This window comes from Nostoc sp. (genome assembly GCF_036917235.1).
Classification (GTDB): Bacteria; Cyanobacteriota; Cyanobacteriia; order Cyanobacteriales; family Nostocaceae; genus Nostoc.
This window is the reverse complement of sequence record NZ_JBALDU010000106.1, coordinates 26,459-43,177: the sequence shown is the minus strand read 5'-3', so window position 1 is coordinate 43,177 and position 16,719 is coordinate 26,459. Positions and strand designations below refer to the sequence as shown.

Below are 16,719 nucleotides of genomic sequence, written 5' to 3'. Positions count from 1 at the left end.
GCTACAGACTGCGCAAAACACTGAAACGTGAAGGCAGAAGTTCTTACAGGGAAGGCAGAAGCTGCTACAGACTGCGCAAAACACTGAAACGTGAAGGCAGAAGTTCTTACAGGGAAGGCAGAAGCTGCTACAGACTGCGCAAAACACTGAAACGTGAAAGCAGAAGTTAATTTTTAACTTGCTTAAGTTTACATTGAATCTAGCTATGTGAAAGTCAACTGGGATATCTTAACCAATTTGTAATTCGTAATTGGGCATTGCTTATGTCCCGTTGTCCCCCACTCCCCGCTCCTCATCCCCCATTCCCTTTAATTTTAATTTGCTCTAAACTCGACCTGAACGCACCTTTATCAGATCATGAAGAATAATTAAGAAAAACGAGTATAGACAAACATGATAAAAATGCTAGCTGAAAACTTGATGGGAATTGAGACAAGCTTAGAAATTAATTGGGTTTGGCTAAATGCCAGCTTACAGTTTGCTAGTTGGACACTCTTCTCACTTTTACTTGCTGAGATATTGAGAGACAGCTACCATGCTTTGTGTCACCAAGTCAGTTGGCTTGCTAAATGGCACAACAAGCACCACATGGCCTATCGCCGCGATTTATCGATAGTTTCCCTGAAAATTTACCAAGAATCCCAGCTTTATCACGACATTTTAGAATCGAGTCTACTGCTGGTGGTGTTGGTAGTCGTTGCCTTAATTGTCCAGCAAATGGGGTTATGGCTGGGCGTAGCTTACGCTTGTACCTTTTTGTATGGCGCGTCTGTGCGATATTTTCAAGGAAAAATTGATACAGATTACAACCACCTACCCGGCCCTTTAGAGACAATTCCATCCATTTGGTGGGTGAATCGGTCTTACCATTGGCGGCATCATTTTGATGATGTTAATGCCTACTACAGTGGTGTCTTTCCCCTAGTGGATAAAATTCTGGGTACAGGACTGTCTCTTAAAGGTAAAACCATCGCTTTAACCGGAGCATCAGGAGCGTTGGGGCAAGCGTTGGCGGCTGAACTTGTCAAGAATAATGCTAAAGTCGTGGCATTAACCACTAATCCAGAAAAATTAGTAGAGCAAGTTGGGGTAAAGGTGGTTTCCTGGCAGTTGGGCAACGAAGCCAATCTGAAGGATAGTTTAGAGAAAGTAGATATTTTAATTATCAACCACGGAATCAATGTCTACGCCAGCCGCACACCGGAGGCTATCAACTCTTCTTATGAGGTGAATACCTTTTCAGCATTGCGGTTGATAGATATATTTTCGACAACTGTAACAGGCCCACAAGCAAAAGCAACCAAAGAAATCTGGGTAAACACTTCTGAGGCTGAGGTTTCTCCAGCACTGAGTCCACTTTATGAACTCAGCAAAAGAGCGTTAGGAGATATTGTTACGCTCAAGCGTTTGGATGGGGATTGTGTAATTCGCAAGTTAATTCTTGGCCCATTTAAGAGTCAACTGAATCCTTATGGAGTGATGTCTGCACAGCAAGTTGCTCGTGCGATCTTATTTTTGGCACGGCGTGACTTCCGAAATATTATTGTGGCAATAAATCCTCTCACCTATCTGCTGTTTCCCTTAAAGGAAACTAGTACGTCACTATACTATCGAGTCTTCAGCCGGACAGCGAAAAGGACTGACGCAAACAATAGTCGAAAAGAATGATTTTCAGGTAGTTTTTCAAGTTTAAATTGATAGGTAAAAAAGTTTGTAGTAAGGACTTTATTCCTTTATTTTCTAAGCACTAAAGTGCTTACTACAAACAAACCCTCAAAACTATCTTAACAAAGTAGTAGAGGCAATTCATGAATGGTCTTAATGATAAGTCTTTAACCGGACATGATATCACAGGTCACTTTTAGGAATTTCCTCACGAAATTCTATGACCAATTGCATAGTTTCCACTACCAAATCGCGTAAATCTCGATTGAGCGCTACCGAGCCTTGAGACCCAAACCAACGGTCAAAAATAGTGACATATCGCTGATTTCCATTGACGAATCCTTGCATGAACTTAACCAGAGAATAGTTGACTGTATCCAAGAATTTGGAGTTATTTTCTGGCACCATGCAAGCGATACCTTCTCGTGAATAGGGGCGATCGGGTACGATCGCAAAAGCATCTGGATTTTTTTGCTGTTGCAGCCATCCCTCTAAAAGAATGCTATCGGATGAGAAAGCATCAATAGTATTTTCTTGCAAAGCGGTATATCCCTCTGCCCTAGTTTTAAAATATACTAGCTTAACCTGGGGTTGTACACGAGCGATCGCCTGCTCATTTGTGGTTCCTGCCAGCACACCAATTCGCTTACCAATAAGTGATTTAGAAGAACCTAGATTACTCCCTTTCTTAACTAATAATTGGGTTCCAGTTGCACCGTAGCTGACCGAAAAATCTACTTTTTTATCTCGCTTCCATGTAAAACTACTAGCATCACATACAATATCAACTTCTTGATTAACTATTTTAGGAATCCGCTCAGAGGGGCTAAGACCAACTAATTGCAGTTTAATTTTTTTTCCTGTTTCTTTTTCTAATTGCTCTTTAATCAGAATCAGCATATCTACAGAATAGCCATTTAACTTTCCTTGACTATCCACATAGGCAAAAGGTAGCGCATCTCTACTAGTACCAGCTGTTAATACTCCTGTTCTGGCGACTTTTTTCATCACAGTTTCAGCAGCTACCACATTAGACATGAGCGTTGCAAAGATCAGACTTAAAATAGGAATAGCAATTTTTTCATACATCAGCTTTAAGAGTAGGTAATTTTTTCAAAAATCAAATCTGATTTGTATATCAAGCTCAAGAAGTTATCACTATCAAGTACATAATAAGGTTATCTAGCAACTATTCTTTACATCAGTATTCTTTCATCACTTAGTAACCTGACAATTTCTCAATTCGAGTTACAAGCGATCGCACTAGGCTCAGGCTGGAGAGTTTCACCATCTCCAAGACGCTATGCGATGGTGCAAAGCACCCGCCAAAGGCGATCGCAAAACTACATAATTCGGTAAAATTGGGTAAAGCAATTTTTGCGCTTGTTAAACAAAGGTATCAGCAAACCCATGCAACTGAAACTCAGTGCATCTCGACTTCCCTTCGCCCCCCTGTTGTTAATCGCCCCCTTTTTCCTATGGGGGACGGCAATGGTAGCTATGAAAGGAGTCATACCCCATACCACACCGCTATTCATGGCAGGTGTGCGTCTGATACCAGCAGGGATGTTAATTCTGATTGCAGCAGCATTTATGGGTAAACCCCAGCCGAAGGGTTGGGCTGCATGGCTGTGGATTGCCTTATTTGCCCTAGTAGATGGGACGCTGTTTCAAGGCTTTTTGGCAGAGGGATTAGTCAGAACTAGTGCAGGGTTAGGGTCTGTGATGATTGACTCGCAACCCTTGGCTGTTGCTTTGCTGTCGTTGTGGCTATTCCAAGAACACATTGGTTTTTGGGGATGGCTGGGGCTAGGCTTGGGAGTCACAGGCATTAGTTTAATTGGCTTACCTGATGAGTGGATTTTACATTTTTTCGACTCAGGCGCAAATATGACAATCGGCAACTGGCAAGATTTATTTGCTAGTGGCGAGTGGTTAATGCTGTTAGCAGCACTATCAATGGCAGTGGGAACAGTGTTGATTCGGTTTGTATGCCGATATGCTGACCCTGTAAGCGCTACAGGATGGCACATGATTTTGGGCGGATTGCCACTATGGGGAATTTCATCAGTTGTTGAATCCCAGCAGTGGGAAAATCTGGGAGGATCTGATTTCATCGCCTTGAGTTATGCTACCGTATTTGGCAGTGCGATCGCTTATGGGTTATTCTTCTACTTTGCCTCTAGTGGCAGTCTTACGAGTCTTAGTTCTCTCACCTTCCTGACACCCGTCTTTGCCCTACTATTCGGCAATCTTTTCCTCTCAGAAGTCCTCAGTCCGTTGCAGTGGGTAGGAGTATTTCTCACTTTAATCAGCATCTATCTCATTAACCAACGTGATACTTTAGGAGGACAAAACGACACAGTTACTGTCGGCGAGATAGCTAATATACAGCAACCAGTTTTAGAAGCATCTGCTAAAAAATTGAACCCAATAAGCCTAGCAGTTAGAGAATCTGAACCAGAAATATTACCCTAAGTTGTTAAAATAATTCTTAATTAGTAATTAAGTAGGAGATGAGGGAGAAATCAATTAAAAATTAAAAATTTAAAATTTAAAATTAAAGAACTTCTGCCTAGTTGTTGAGCGTAGTCGAAACACTGCCTCCTGCCTCCTTTTTCCCAATTCGCAATTAAAAATGACAGTTAACATTTGGTGGTCTAGAAGCTATTGTGGTATCGAAGATTTGAAAAGCACGTTCAGGCTGGAACTTGCAATATGAGGCTATGCCGTTCCTCAATTCTGATATTTACCTGTTTTTATTGCGTGGGTTTTTACCCAAATCGCTCAAGTGCAGCTACACCTAACCTAGCACCTGAAATTTTAGAACTTGCACAAGCTAGTTCGACAGTTACTGCTAGTCCGGCTGTTTTGAGATATGGTAGTCGAAAATCAGATGTGCAGAGACTACAAACCCAATTAAAGCAGTTGGGGTACTACAGGGGTGTAATAGATGGACAGTATAACGCCAGTACGGAAATCGCTGTAGCTAAATTCCAGAAAGTAAAGGGTTTAAAATTAGATGGGATTGCTGGCCCGGCGACTCAGGTGAAACTGCAAACAGCAATAGAGGCTAAAAAGCAGTTTGTCACCTCTCCAAAAGTTACCTCTCCAATAGTTACCTCCCCAATAGTTACCTCTGTTGCTCCGACTTCTGCAAATCCCAAAGCATCTGAGAGAGGTTTTATCTGGTGGTTACTATTTGCCATTGGAGTTTTAGGATGTACTAGCGCACTTTTTTATCTGCTGAGGTCGTTTCAGAAAGTCAAGCAAGTGCAAAAGTCCGAAATATCAGAGCCTAAAAGTTTGAGTGAAGCTAACAAAGAACCGATTACATCATTAGTGGAGACTGTCACTAGTCTACAAACACCTCCACCACCACCATTTTCCACACAATTACTGCTACCAGAAAAAACTTCCCGTCTTGCTAAACTCAATATCGTTGAGGAATTAATTCAAGATTTACGCAGTTCTGACCCAACGAAGCGGCGCAAGGCTATTTGGGATTTAGGTCAGCAGGGAGATTCGCGGGCAATTCAGCATCTGGTTGACCTGATAATTGATGCTGACTCTCAAGAAAGTAGCTTAATTTTGGCAGCTTTGTCAGAAATTGGCATCCGCACACTCAAACCAATGAACCGTGCTTTAGCAATTTCAATTCAAGATGAAAGTCCACAAGTGCGGCAAAATGCGATCCGTGACCTGACGCGCGTTTATGACATGATGGGTCAAATGACTCAGATGTTGCACCATGCGCTAGAAGACCCAGATGCCGATGTGCAAGCAACAGCACGATATGCTTTAACTCAGATGAATCGAATACGAATACGTGACTTGCCAGAGCAACAGAGTCTACAAGAAGATTCTGATAATGATTCACAACAATAGAGATTGGTAGTGTACTCAATACTTCTCGTTTGTGCATTTTTAATTAGGAATTGGGTTTTGGAAAAGGTTACTGGGTTTGGGTTAAAGGTTTTTTCTTCCCCTTTTCCCCAAAACCCGAAAAGTATTGGCACTGTACCAAGCTGAATCTGCTATCAGCTTAAAAGTATTTCAACTGGATGTGGATATTAGTATCTGGCCCTGCCACTAAAAATGCTGCTTCGCTAAATTTGGGCGCTCTTGTGCGAATTTCTGGGTTGCTGGAAAATCCAAAACCTTCCCTTGGTATACCAAAAAGATTGGTATTGAGAGTGCGGTCATTATTTTGATCGTGGAAGACAGCAACGGCGTAACTACCTGCTTTCAAGTTATCAAAGGTAAGTGGTAAGGGATTTTCAGTAATCTTGGTACACTGCTTTTGTAAGACGCGATCGCGATCGCTAGGAAATCCTTCACTGCTAGCAAATATACTGGCACAGACTTGTCCTTGTTCATTCTTCAAGCCATCAATTTCCACGGTGAGTTTGCCGTTAAAATTTGCTTTGGCACTAAATGACCATGCCAAATTTCCCATGACTGCCAATAGCAGCATACTAACTCTTAAACCTTTAAGCATAAAATTTTCACAAGGTAAAATGCGATCGCTAAATTATTGAAGGAGGCAGGGGCAGGATAGTGCAGCGTAAAGCCTTCTTATTCTCTTAAGGGGAGACGCTACCGAAGAGCGTCGGGCAATTATTCCTCCTGCCTCCTGCCTTTCTTGATAAAGCACTAATCAGACAAAAAGTAGGAGGTTCTATACCCCCTACTTTTCCCCGCTTGGATAGAGAATATTGCGGAATCAGTTCAATCGACTAATGGTATCTTGATAGCTCATATTAAGAATATGCCAAAGAATGAACCAAAGAAATATTTACCCTAAACTCTCCCAATTGAGCTTTGTTCATCAGAAAATACCGTTGCATCACCTTCTTTAAGAAATCCACTGTAGGCTTCCATACCGTGTTCGCCGATATCCAAACCTTCTAATTCCTCTTCTTTGGATACTCTAATACCTAAAGTCGCTTTTAGTGCCAACCAAAAAATACTACTGAGTAAAACAGTGAAGCCACCTACTGAGACAACGCCCAGCAATTGAACACCAAACTGTCCAAAGCCACCACCTGAAAATAAACCTTTTTCTGGACCAAGTGTATACCAAGTAAAAACACCAGGGCCAACAGACCATAGACCAACTGCTAGAGTTCCCCAGATACCACAAACTAAGTGAACTGAGGTAGCTCCCACTGGGTCATCAATGCCAAGTTTGTCAAAGAATGTTACAGAGAAAACTACGAGTACTCCAGCAATGAAGCCAATTACTAAAGAACTAACGACACCTACGTAAGCACAAGATGCTGTAATCCCAACTAAGCCAGCCAAAATACCATTGATAATCATTGACAGGTCTGGTTTACCTAAGTACAACCAAGCTGTGATGGTGGCGGCAATTCCACCGGCAGCAGCAGCCATGTTAGTGGTTAGAGCAATATGACTGATCGCACCAGGATCGGCAGCCATTACAGAACCGGGGTTGAAACCAAACCAGCCCAACCACAGAATCAAACAGCCCAACGTAGCAATACTCATGTTGTGGCCGGGCATTGCTACAACTTGCTTGTCTTGATATTTACCAAGGCGGGGGCCAAGAAATGCTGCTCCCATCAAAGCTGCCCAGCCACCTACAGAGTGAACCACCGTAGAACCGGCAAAATCCCAAAAGCCTTTGTCTGCTAGCCAACCACCACCCCAAATCCAATGTCCGGTAATGGGATAGGCAATGCCTACAAGTAAGAGGCTGAAAATTAGGAAGTCAACAAACTTAATCCGTTCGGCTACTGCACCAGAAACGATTGTTGCAGCCGTCCCAGCAAACACTAGCTGGAATAAAAACTTGGCTGCTAAAGGTACACCAGCCCAATTAATGGCACTGAAAATACCTTTATAAGCGTCTGCTGTGGCGGGACTGTTATCTACTCCTTTTAAGAAAAACCCATTCAATCCAATGAAGTCATTGCCATCACCGAACATTAAGGCAAAACCGATTGACCAAAAGGCAACGGTAGACAGAGCAAATACAATCAAGTTTTTGGAAAGAACATTGACAGCGTTTTTCTGGCGACAGAAGCCAGTTTCTAACATACAAAAACCAGCGTTCATGAAGAACACTAAAAAGGCTGCGATCGCTACCCACAGGGTGTCAATAGCAATTTTTAGTTCTGCTGTCGTTGGCGCTGCGCCTGGAGTTTGGGCAACTGCGGCATAACCCCAACCCAACACAATCAGACAAGCGATAGGTAAACAAGCTTGCCAACTGGGAGAAAGTCGCTTAATCAGATTAAATAGCTTGACTTGAGAGTTAGGTTGTGAATTGATAACGTAATTTCTTGCAGACAAATGCCTCTTTTTTGGTTTCGATTTTTGTTTGTACATGAATTTGAGCATTATCCTCTAAACCATCCTTAAAAAAGGGAAAAAACACGTTAAACAGAAAAAATTGCCGTCCGAAATTAGATCCAGTGGATTTTGATATTTTTCCTTTAGACAACTTGTTGAAAAACCATAAACTCAAATAACCTTAGTAGGAGTTTAAGAAACTATTGGCACATCTGTAAATATTTTTTATAGTTCTTCGTAAGAAATTTATGACGTATTTTCTGAAATAGTCAAGTCTTCTTCACTTAATCTTTAATCTTTGAAAAAAATTGTCTTGAATAAGGTCAATAAAAAATCAGGTAGAAAGAACTACCCTAAAATGGCTCTTTTAAGCTAAAAATGTAATTTTTAGCTCTATCCACTATCAACACTAAAAAACTGTATCATAAAACACATTTTTTTAGTTTTTGTGATGAAATATAATTCATGATGCAACAAAAAAGTAACTATATTCTTTCTAGCTACCTATTTTCCAAAATCATAAATTGGAGAATTCAGGATGTTGTTAACTTTTGATACAAAGAGTTAATTGTTTGTGACTTTCAACGAATATTAATTCATCACTGCACCCAAAGTTTTGTATTAAAAATAACGAAAATTTTTCGTACTTATGCTGAGATAGCAGCTTGGCCGAGCTATTTATCCAAGATACAGTCTTTTGCAACTACACGACTCACATAGAATTGTTACAACAAGTCTAACAAACCTAATTTCCTTAAAGAAACCGAGTTTACAGTACCTGTAATATGGGAGACTTGGCAATATTCCCTATCAATCAGATTTCAGATGAATAACACAATTTCGGATATTGCAGTCAAGACCATCAACGGTGAAGATAAGCAATTAAACGACTACACCGATAAGGTACTCTTAATTGTAAATGTGGCTTCCTTCTGCGGTTATACTTCTCAATACGAGGGGTTAGAAAAGTTGAACCAAAAGTATGGAGAAGCAGGTTTACGTATTTTGGGGTTTCCTTGTAACGATTTTGGAGCGCAAGAACCAGGAAGCAATGAAGAAATTGTGCAATTCTGCACAAGTAAATATGGTGTTACCTTTGAACTATTCGATAAAGTTCATGCCAAAGGTTCACAGCAGCATCCACTTTATGAGCGACTTACTAAAGCTGTTGAGCCAACGGGAACTGTTGCTTGGAACTTTGAAAAATTTTTAGTTAACAAGCAAGGTGAAGTGGTAGCTCGATTTAATAGTAGTGTCCAGCCAAATTCACCAGAGATAATTGCCATAATTGAGAAAGAATTAGCGAAATAGTCATTAGGTAAAAAGTTCTATACTATTAATGATTGACTGTTAGCTCTGGACTGTTAAAATTATTTACTTCCAGACAATTAATTGAGAAAACCGTCTCAATGAGTAGTTTAATTTATTTGTGTCTAATTTGTCATGAACGTTGCAATCATTGGTTGTGGTTATGTTGGTTATAAAATTGCTCAATATTGGCAGCAAGATATGAATTTTGTTGTCAGTGTAACCACAACTTCGTCTGAGCGTGTCCCTGCCCTAGAATCAGTATCTCAAAGAGTTGTAGTTACCTGTGGTAATGACATAGATAGTCTAAAATCAGTTTTGCATAATCAAGATGTTGTACTTTTGAGTGTTGGGGCAAAAAATAGCGAAGTTTATGAAGAAGCTTACCTACAAACTGCCCAAACTTTAGTTTCGTGCTTACAACAGATTAAGAATGTAAAACAATTAATATACACAGGTAGTTATGCCGTATATGGTGACAGAAATGGTGTATGGGTAGATGAAGAAACACCCCTTGCACCTCCTAATTTAAATGCCCAAATTCTCCGAAAGACCGAAGAGGTGTTGCTATCAGCATCTAGCGAAAATCTCCGCGTTTGTATCTTCCGCTTAGGAGGGATTTATGGAACTGGTAGAGAACTGTTGAAAATATTTGGTAGATATTCTGGTACAACCCGTCCAGGCAATGGTGAGGATATCACAAATTGGGTTCATCTAGATGATATTGTTGGTGCGATAGAATTTGCCCGTCACCGTCGTTTGCAAGGAATTTACAATCTGGTAGATGATGCACATCTCACCAGCCGAGACTTGCTAGATAGCTTATTTGAAAAACATAATTTACCCAAAGTTAAATGGGATACATCTATTAAGAGTACTCGCCCATATAATGCTTGGGTATCGAATGAAAAGCTCAAAGAAGCTGGATACGAGTTGATTCATCCACAGATGATTTTTTAGCAAGTATTAAAAACTAGGAATTATGCAACCATCTGCTGTAGCTAACACAACCAATTTGACAGCATCTCCTAGCCAGTTTTACAGTTGGCAGAATTATCGTTGTGCCTACGAAGTTCATCAACCAATTAATACAACATCTGAGGGCATTCCCTTACTATTAATTCATCCAATTGGCGTGGGATTGTCGCGGCGATTTTGGCAGCGATTTTGTCGCGAGTGGTATAGTACAGGTCAGCGTAATTTAATTTACAACCCTGATTTACTAGGATGTGGTGAAAGTGAAATGCCCCGTATAGCTTACACTCCTAGTGATTGGGCAGAACAGTTGCAATCCTTTTTACAAAAAGTAGTCCAAAAACCTGTTATTTTAGTAGTGCAAGGTGCTTTATTGCCAGTTGCTATCCAATTAGTCCAAAAGGAATCAAATTTAATTGCCGGACTGGTACTTTCTGGGCCACCACCGTGGGCTTTGATGACAAATAAACCACCAGAATGGCAGGAGAAATTCCTATGGAATGTGTTAGATTCGCCTTTTGGCAGTGCTTTTTATCGCTATGCACGCACTCCAAAATTTTTACGTTCTTTTTCGATTCGTCAACTATTTGCTTCTGAAAATGCTGTGGATGCAGAGTGGTTAAATACATTGCTTGCAGGTGCAGAAAATCTTGCTAGCCGCCATGCAGTGTTTTCTTTTTTAGCAGGGTTTTGGCGAGATGATTATACTAGTTTTATTGCCTCTATTGGGCAACCAACATTAGCGGTTATGGGGGAAACTACATCGAGTATTAGCCAAGACAATAAAAAAGAAACGCCAGATGAACGCTTGGCTCACTATCTTGCTTGTTTGCCTAAAAGTCGAGGTATAAAAATAAACGGGCGTAATGTTTTACCCTATGAATCAACCACTGAATTTGTAGCAGCGATCGCTCCATTCATTAATAAAGTCTTTTAGCTGATTGATAGTTACATTGTACCAGTTCTCCCATGATAGGTTATGACTGGAGTTGATTACTAAAGGCAAGCAAAACTATGTTACCCAATCATCGAGGACAAAGAGTACCCAATGTCACTTTTCATACTCGCAAAGACAACCAGTGGGTGGATGTGACAACCGATCAGCTATTTGCTAATAAGACAGTAGTTGTCTTCTCTTTACCGGGTGCTTATACTCCGACTTGTTCATCCACTCATCTCCCTGGCTACAACGAATTAGCTCCGGTTTTCAAACAAAATGGTGTCGATGAGATTATCTGTATTTCTGTCAATGATGCCTTTGTGATGAACGAATGGGCAAAGGATCAAGAGGCAGAAAATATCACGCTAATTCCTGATGGTAATGGTGAATTTACTGAAGGTATGGGTTTATTGGTAGATAAATCAGACCTGGGGTTTGGGAAGCGATCGTGGCGCTATTCTATGCTGGTTAGAGATGGTGTAATTAACCAGATGTTTATTGAACCAGAAGAGCCTGGAGATCCCTTTAAGGTGTCGGATGCTGAGACAATACTCAGATATATCAACCCCCAAGCAGTTAAGCCCGAAGTAGTTTCCCTGTTTGCGAAAGTGGGTTGTCCCTTCTGTGCCCGTGCTAAGGCAATGCTTAAGGAACATGGCATCAACTACGAAGAAATTACCTTGGGTAAGGATATCACTACGCGATCGCTAAAAGCAGTTGCAGGTGCGACAACAGTTCCTCAAGTATTTATCGATGGTAAATTAATTGGTGGTTCTGAGGCATTAGAAGCCTACTTCGCTGCTAAATAGGGTTGAGAGGATGTCTGAGAAGTATCAAATATTTGTTGATCCCCCCTAACCCCCCTTAAAAAAGGGGGGAATAAGAGTCTTAAAGTCCCCTTTTTTAAGGGGAGCCACTGCGGTCTTGGGGTCTCCCCAAATGGAGCAAGTGGCGTGGATTTAGGGGGATCTCCAAGGATTAGGTGTATACAAAAAAACTTTTCAGACATCCTCTGAGTCGGGTTGCAATACTGCGTAGGTTTTGCCTAAAAAATAGAAAATTGTAGGTTAGTTGAGGAACAAAACCCAATATTTGGTGTGGTTTGTTGGGTTTCGCTATTGCTCAACCCAACCTACGAATATTCTTAAACCGAGAGGTATTAAGTAGAGTTGCACAGCCATCAAGTGTGTCAATTTCAGGTGAAAGCCATGATATTTTTGACCGTAGCCTGATTTGTCAGAATTGAAAACCACAGATCCCCGACTTCGTAAAAGTTGTCGGGGATTTTGTTTTTCGTCAGTAGTTAACAAATCTTCAGATGGGTAGATGTATTTTTGCCCAGCTATTCACTATCGATCGGATAAAATTGATTCGGATTGAAGTTACATTTATTTAAAATACAATATGTTTAGCAGAATTCGTCGTCTTTTGAGCCAATTTTTTAGCAAAACAAGAACAATCAACAACGAACCACTGAATAAAATCAGTTTAATTGTCATTATTATAATTGATATTTTTATCTTAATTAATGTTTTTACCGGACTCGATGATATTAGCAGATGGCATATCAGTCCGACTGAGGCTTATCCATGTTATTCAGAGTGGCAAAATTACCGGACAAAAACTACTAAAGATAAAGACTATGAAATTGTTAGACTTTCATTGTCATCTTATACGAACAATCAATTTAGTTTTCGGGGAAACTATCAACAAGCCGAAGCAGGACATCTGGGTAAGGTTTCTCAAACGTGTTTGCAATATGCCGATTACAAAGATAAGATTAAGAATTCTGAAAAGCAGCAAATTATCAAAACTATTGATGAAGAACAAGCAAAAATTAGTAGACTTGAACAAGCCAATAGCACTATTAAATCTCAGTATGACTCAACGCTATTAGAAAAAATTGCCGGACAGAGCCGCGAACAATCAATTAATCAAGTCAGTGCAGAAAAAGCTAAACAGGCATTAGAAGAAAATAATCGCCAAATTTCTACTCTTAAAGAAAACACTTCTACTCTTAAAAATGAACTACTTTCCAAACCAGAAAACATTAGTTTTATAAAATTTCTTAAAGATGACAATCGATTTCAAGAAGTCGATAAAGGCTATCATCAGGCATCGTTTTGGTATCCAAGTATTCAGCTTGGTTTTCAGTCTCTCTTCCTTTTACCACTGATTTTCATTGCTTTATTAGTTCATAAATTTGCCCAAAGAAGAGGATATGGACTAGTTTCGCTAATTAGCTGGCATTTGCTAGTTATCTTTTTTATCCCATTAATCGTTAAAATATTTGAGTTTCTCCAAGTAGGTGCAATATTTAAATTTTTATTTGATATAGTCAGTGCAATTTTTGGCGGTTTACTTTTCCTGATAAATTATGTTTATATCTTGCTGATTCCAGTTATTGGTTTTGGAATCATCCAGTTTTTTCAAAAATTTGTCTTTAACGTTAAAGTCCAAGCAGCTAGCAGAGTTCAAAAATCAAGATGTGTCAATTGTGCCAAGAACATTCGACATCTTGATACTTACTGTCCACATTGCGGTTATTATCAGTATATTGAATGCCATAACTGTCATAATCTTACTTATAAGCATTTGTCGTACTGTAAACATTGTGGAACTTCTCAAGTTTCCAGTAATTTGTAATCAGTGAAGTCGTCGATCGCCTTTTAAATTTAGATATGGAAAAAGAGAAACAAATCAATAAAGAGAGTCAATCGCCCCTTGATTTTCTCAAAAACCTGTTGATTGCTCGTTGGCGATCGCTCTTACTCCTTTTGATCGGAGTCTATTTACCTTTGCAGATTTTTGAAATCCTGACAGTGAGGATATGGGAGAATCAAGCGGGCTTTCCGTGGGATGTGCCGATTCTGTTAGCAGTTCATTCTACCACAAACCCACAGTTAGATGTTTTAGCTGTCACCCTAGCTACAATTGGGTTGCCTTGGACGGCGATACTGATTTTGGGTGCGATCGCACTAATATTACTACTTCAAAAACGCTGGCGATCGCTAGCTTATTTACTCACCGCCTCAGCAGGAAGCGTCATCATCAACCGCACCGCAAAGCAATTAATGCATCGAGTGCGTCCACAATTGTGGCAGTCCATTGCGCCTGAGTCTAGTTTTGCATTTCCCAGCGCTCATGCGATGACGAGTGTAACACTGGTAGCAATTTTGCTGTTCTTAACTTGGGCTACCTCTTGGCGCTGGTTGGTTCTCATATCCGGCAGCTTATACATCATCGCAATTGCGTGGTGTCGTCTCTATCTAGGGGTTCATTTTCCTAGCGATATTCTCGCAGGTTGGATGGTTGCATTAGGTTGGACAATTGGTGTCAGTCTGATTATCAAACCGTATAGAACTATAGCCAAATCCTTAGATGGCGAACGTCCTAAAGATGAAACTACCTTACTACCAGAAGAAATAAAGTTGATAAATGAGGAGTAATTTCAGCCCTCACCATAAATCCCTCTCCCAATGGAGAGGGACTTTGAAATTGGCTCTCCTTCTCGCAATTTTGGGAGAAGGGGTTGAGGGCAAATTTTGTATTTGTGCAAGATGATTATTAAAACCAGAGCAAAGCAAAAAAGTTATCCAGGAGATGACGAAACAAGTGATTGCTACTTTTGGTTTAACTCAGTCAGACGATTTACCGTCCAAAATAGATTGTCAAACATTTATAGTTGACGTTGAAAAACAAAAAGCGCAGAAATAATAAAATTCTCCTGCTGCTAATTGCGATATTTTTCGGTCTACTGACTTTACCATTCAACCTCTTGGTGATAGAGTTATCCAATAATTCATATCTATTCAAAACAACAATCAACATAACAATGAAAATATTGCGGGCTTTAACGCCGATCGCACTGGGTTTACTCACGCTTACGGTCGCGAGTTCTGTGAATGCTCAAGCGGCGATCGACACTATAGACAACGGTAATTTAAGTGTGACGGGGATGACACCAGGAAGCGGTTGCACTGTCCTTTTTAGCCCTCAAGGGGAGCTAGTTCAAAAAGGTCGTTCCTGTAGTTCTAGAGAAATTGGTAAAGCTCAAACTGCGATCGATACCTATCTCCGAGAGCAAGGCGCACCTGAGCGCAACAGTGACGACTCAATGCGGCAAAGACTGACCTTAATCTGCTACGGTGAAGGTCGCAAACCAAGTCTTGAAAGCCGCAACAGCTATGAATGGAACTCACGTCGTCATCGCTATGAACCGCAAAATAGTGTAGAGTCTTCGACAAACGAGTTCGATTCCGAGGTTCAAGTCGAGATTCGTAATATGCAGGGAAAAATTCATCTGGCCGGAAAACTCATCCCGCCAATTAATTCCGGCGGTACTGATGGATGGTGGAACCTCAACGATCTCCGTGTTACACCGGAGCAAATCACGGGGAAATACCGGGTGAATGGGCTAAATCATCCGCGTGTTGAGATCGATCGACGCAGTGGACGGATTGCCATTAATGGGATTGAGCATTTCCGTGGTACTTGCGATTCAGGCGACTGGAGCAGTGGTAGAACTCGTTTCTAATCTGGCTACTTTTTGTCTAATAAGGCCAGTTCATACTGGCCTTTGCCAATGGCGGTAGAGATGCGGTAACTGTATAATGTATCGTCATTATGTTCTGTGCTACCCCAGTTTATTGAGCCGATACGTAACATCCACTCATTAGGGCACAATCCCCTGGACGATGCTTATTCACGAAACAATCAGCGTTTGAGACATTGTGCCTTAACCAAAGAATAAGGGTTTCAGCTTTCTCGGCTACCTTTTAAGACATGGATTGTTTGTCCAGATAGCAACTACTTCTGACAATCCTGTGGACCCCCTGTGTAAACAATCGATTGGTAGCGTCCTTGGTCTGTTTGGATTGTTACACAGTAGTTGGTTTTGCCTTCTAGCCAGTAGCCGTAGCCCGAATCATCACTCTTGACCCATCGATAGCCCCGTTTTTTCACTGCGTTTTCTGCCTGTCCTGCCCTTGCCCCCACTAGATCGCGTAACCGAGAGACGGTAGTACCCGCTTCAGGCTGACGCCTAGCAGCAGTCCTAGTATTTCTGTTACCTGAGTCTTGTCGATTGGCAGATGTATCCCAATAGACAAAAATCGACTCATTGGCGAGACGATAAATCTGTCCTCGATCGCCAAGTCCAGCTTGTCGATAGACAGCATCACCATTTTGATCGCGATAATTGCCGGGTCGATTACCCGAAGGGAGCAGGTCATAGCTATTACCATTTTCCAGTTGAATGCTAACCGCACCCTGCCGTTGGGAAAAGGTACACGGTCCAGAGGATGTGGCGCGGTCTTCTCCTTTTGGGAACACATCGCAACGAGCATTCACGGTATCGGCTTTGACAGATACGGGAAAACTTACTGAAGCGATCGCCAGTGCTACCGCTAAAAACGAATTAGAAGATTTAATCGCCATAAAACTCCTGAGTTATGACAACGAAAATGACATACTATATTATCCCCTAAATGTGTATTTGCTAGTTAACA

15 protein-coding genes are annotated in these 16,719 nt (G+C 41.0%); 10 read left to right on the top strand and 5 right to left on the bottom strand.

Annotation, left to right across the window (positions count from 1 at the left end):
- The first annotated feature begins 393 nt into the window (after positions 1 to 393).
- On the top strand, positions 394 to 1,668 hold the full coding sequence (locus tag V7K44_RS30900; RefSeq protein ID WP_334937554.1) for a bifunctional sterol desaturase/short chain dehydrogenase: 1,275 nt from the start codon (positions 394 to 396) through the stop codon (positions 1,666 to 1,668).
- 180 nt (positions 1,669 to 1,848) lie between these two features.
- Here V7K44_RS30900 and V7K44_RS30895 read toward each other — a convergent pair whose 3' ends face one another.
- The gene (locus V7K44_RS30895) at positions 1,849 to 2,754 is read right to left on the bottom strand and encodes an amino acid ABC transporter substrate-binding protein (RefSeq protein ID WP_334937552.1); all 906 of its coding nucleotides are present in this window, start codon (positions 2,752 to 2,754) and stop codon (positions 1,849 to 1,851) included.
- 321 nt (positions 2,755 to 3,075) lie between these two features.
- On the opposite strand from V7K44_RS30895, the gene V7K44_RS30890 reads away from it, so the two are divergent.
- Both V7K44_RS30890 and V7K44_RS30885 read left to right on the top strand, forming a co-directional pair.
- Positions 3,076 to 4,143 (top strand): DMT family transporter, encoded by a 1,068-nt coding sequence (locus V7K44_RS30890; protein ID WP_334937550.1) that lies wholly within the window; start codon positions 3,076 to 3,078, stop codon positions 4,141 to 4,143.
- Between the two features lie 240 nt (positions 4,144 to 4,383).
- On the top strand, positions 4,384 to 5,553 hold the full coding sequence (locus tag V7K44_RS30885; RefSeq protein ID WP_334937548.1) for a peptidoglycan-binding protein: 1,170 nt from the start codon (positions 4,384 to 4,386) through the stop codon (positions 5,551 to 5,553).
- Between the two features lie 157 nt (positions 5,554 to 5,710).
- Here the strand turns inward: V7K44_RS30885 and V7K44_RS30880 are convergent, their stop codons facing one another.
- Together V7K44_RS30880 and V7K44_RS30875 are read right to left on the bottom strand one after the other, a co-directional pair.
- Positions 5,711 to 6,166: a DUF2141 domain-containing protein gene (locus V7K44_RS30880; RefSeq protein WP_334937546.1), complete on the bottom strand. Its 456-nt coding sequence runs from the start codon at positions 6,164 to 6,166 to the stop codon at positions 5,711 to 5,713.
- A gap of 302 nt (positions 6,167 to 6,468) precedes the next feature.
- Positions 6,469 to 8,022, bottom strand: coding sequence for an ammonium transporter (locus tag V7K44_RS30875; RefSeq protein WP_334937544.1), 1,554 nt, complete (start codon positions 8,020 to 8,022; stop codon positions 6,469 to 6,471).
- Positions 8,023 to 8,811: 789 nt separating this feature from the next.
- Here V7K44_RS30875 and V7K44_RS30870 point away from each other — a divergent pair.
- The 4 genes from V7K44_RS30870 (at position 8,812) to V7K44_RS30855 (ending at position 12,018) form a co-directional block, all read left to right on the top strand.
- The gene (locus V7K44_RS30870; protein ID WP_334937543.1) at positions 8,812 to 9,297 is read left to right on the top strand and encodes a glutathione peroxidase; all 486 of its coding nucleotides are present in this window, start codon (positions 8,812 to 8,814) and stop codon (positions 9,295 to 9,297) included.
- Between the two features lie 132 nt (positions 9,298 to 9,429).
- Positions 9,430 to 10,254, top strand: a complete 825-nt coding sequence (locus V7K44_RS30865) for an SDR family oxidoreductase (protein WP_334937541.1) — start codon at positions 9,430 to 9,432, stop codon at positions 10,252 to 10,254.
- 22 nt (positions 10,255 to 10,276) lie between these two features.
- The gene (locus V7K44_RS30860; RefSeq protein WP_334937539.1) at positions 10,277 to 11,206 is read left to right on the top strand and encodes an alpha/beta fold hydrolase; all 930 of its coding nucleotides are present in this window, start codon (positions 10,277 to 10,279) and stop codon (positions 11,204 to 11,206) included.
- Positions 11,207 to 11,283: 77 nt separating this feature from the next.
- Positions 11,284 to 12,018: a glutathione peroxidase gene (locus V7K44_RS30855; protein ID WP_334937537.1), complete on the top strand. Its 735-nt coding sequence runs from the start codon at positions 11,284 to 11,286 to the stop codon at positions 12,016 to 12,018.
- Between the two features lie 306 nt (positions 12,019 to 12,324).
- Here V7K44_RS30855 and V7K44_RS30850 read toward each other — a convergent pair whose 3' ends face one another.
- The gene (locus V7K44_RS30850) at positions 12,325 to 12,519 is read right to left on the bottom strand and encodes a hypothetical protein (protein WP_334937535.1); all 195 of its coding nucleotides are present in this window, start codon (positions 12,517 to 12,519) and stop codon (positions 12,325 to 12,327) included.
- A gap of 94 nt (positions 12,520 to 12,613) precedes the next feature.
- Here V7K44_RS30850 and V7K44_RS30845 point away from each other — a divergent pair, with 94 nt between their 5' ends.
- The 3 genes from V7K44_RS30845 (at position 12,614) to V7K44_RS30835 (ending at position 15,746) form a co-directional block, all read left to right on the top strand.
- Positions 12,614 to 13,855 (top strand): hypothetical protein, encoded by a 1,242-nt coding sequence (locus V7K44_RS30845; protein ID WP_334937533.1) that lies wholly within the window; start codon positions 12,614 to 12,616, stop codon positions 13,853 to 13,855.
- Positions 13,856 to 13,890: 35 nt separating this feature from the next.
- Entirely contained in the window at positions 13,891 to 14,658 is a 768-nt protein-coding gene (locus V7K44_RS30840; protein WP_334937531.1) for a phosphatase PAP2 family protein, read from the top strand.
- A gap of 386 nt (positions 14,659 to 15,044) precedes the next feature.
- Positions 15,045 to 15,746: a hypothetical protein gene (locus V7K44_RS30835; RefSeq protein WP_334937530.1), complete on the top strand. Its 702-nt coding sequence runs from the start codon at positions 15,045 to 15,047 to the stop codon at positions 15,744 to 15,746.
- Between the two features lie 272 nt (positions 15,747 to 16,018).
- Here V7K44_RS30835 and V7K44_RS30830 read toward each other — a convergent pair whose 3' ends face one another.
- On the bottom strand, positions 16,019 to 16,648 hold the full coding sequence (locus tag V7K44_RS30830) for a hypothetical protein (protein ID WP_334937528.1): 630 nt from the start codon (positions 16,646 to 16,648) through the stop codon (positions 16,019 to 16,021).
- Positions 16,649 to 16,719 lie beyond the last annotated feature (71 nt).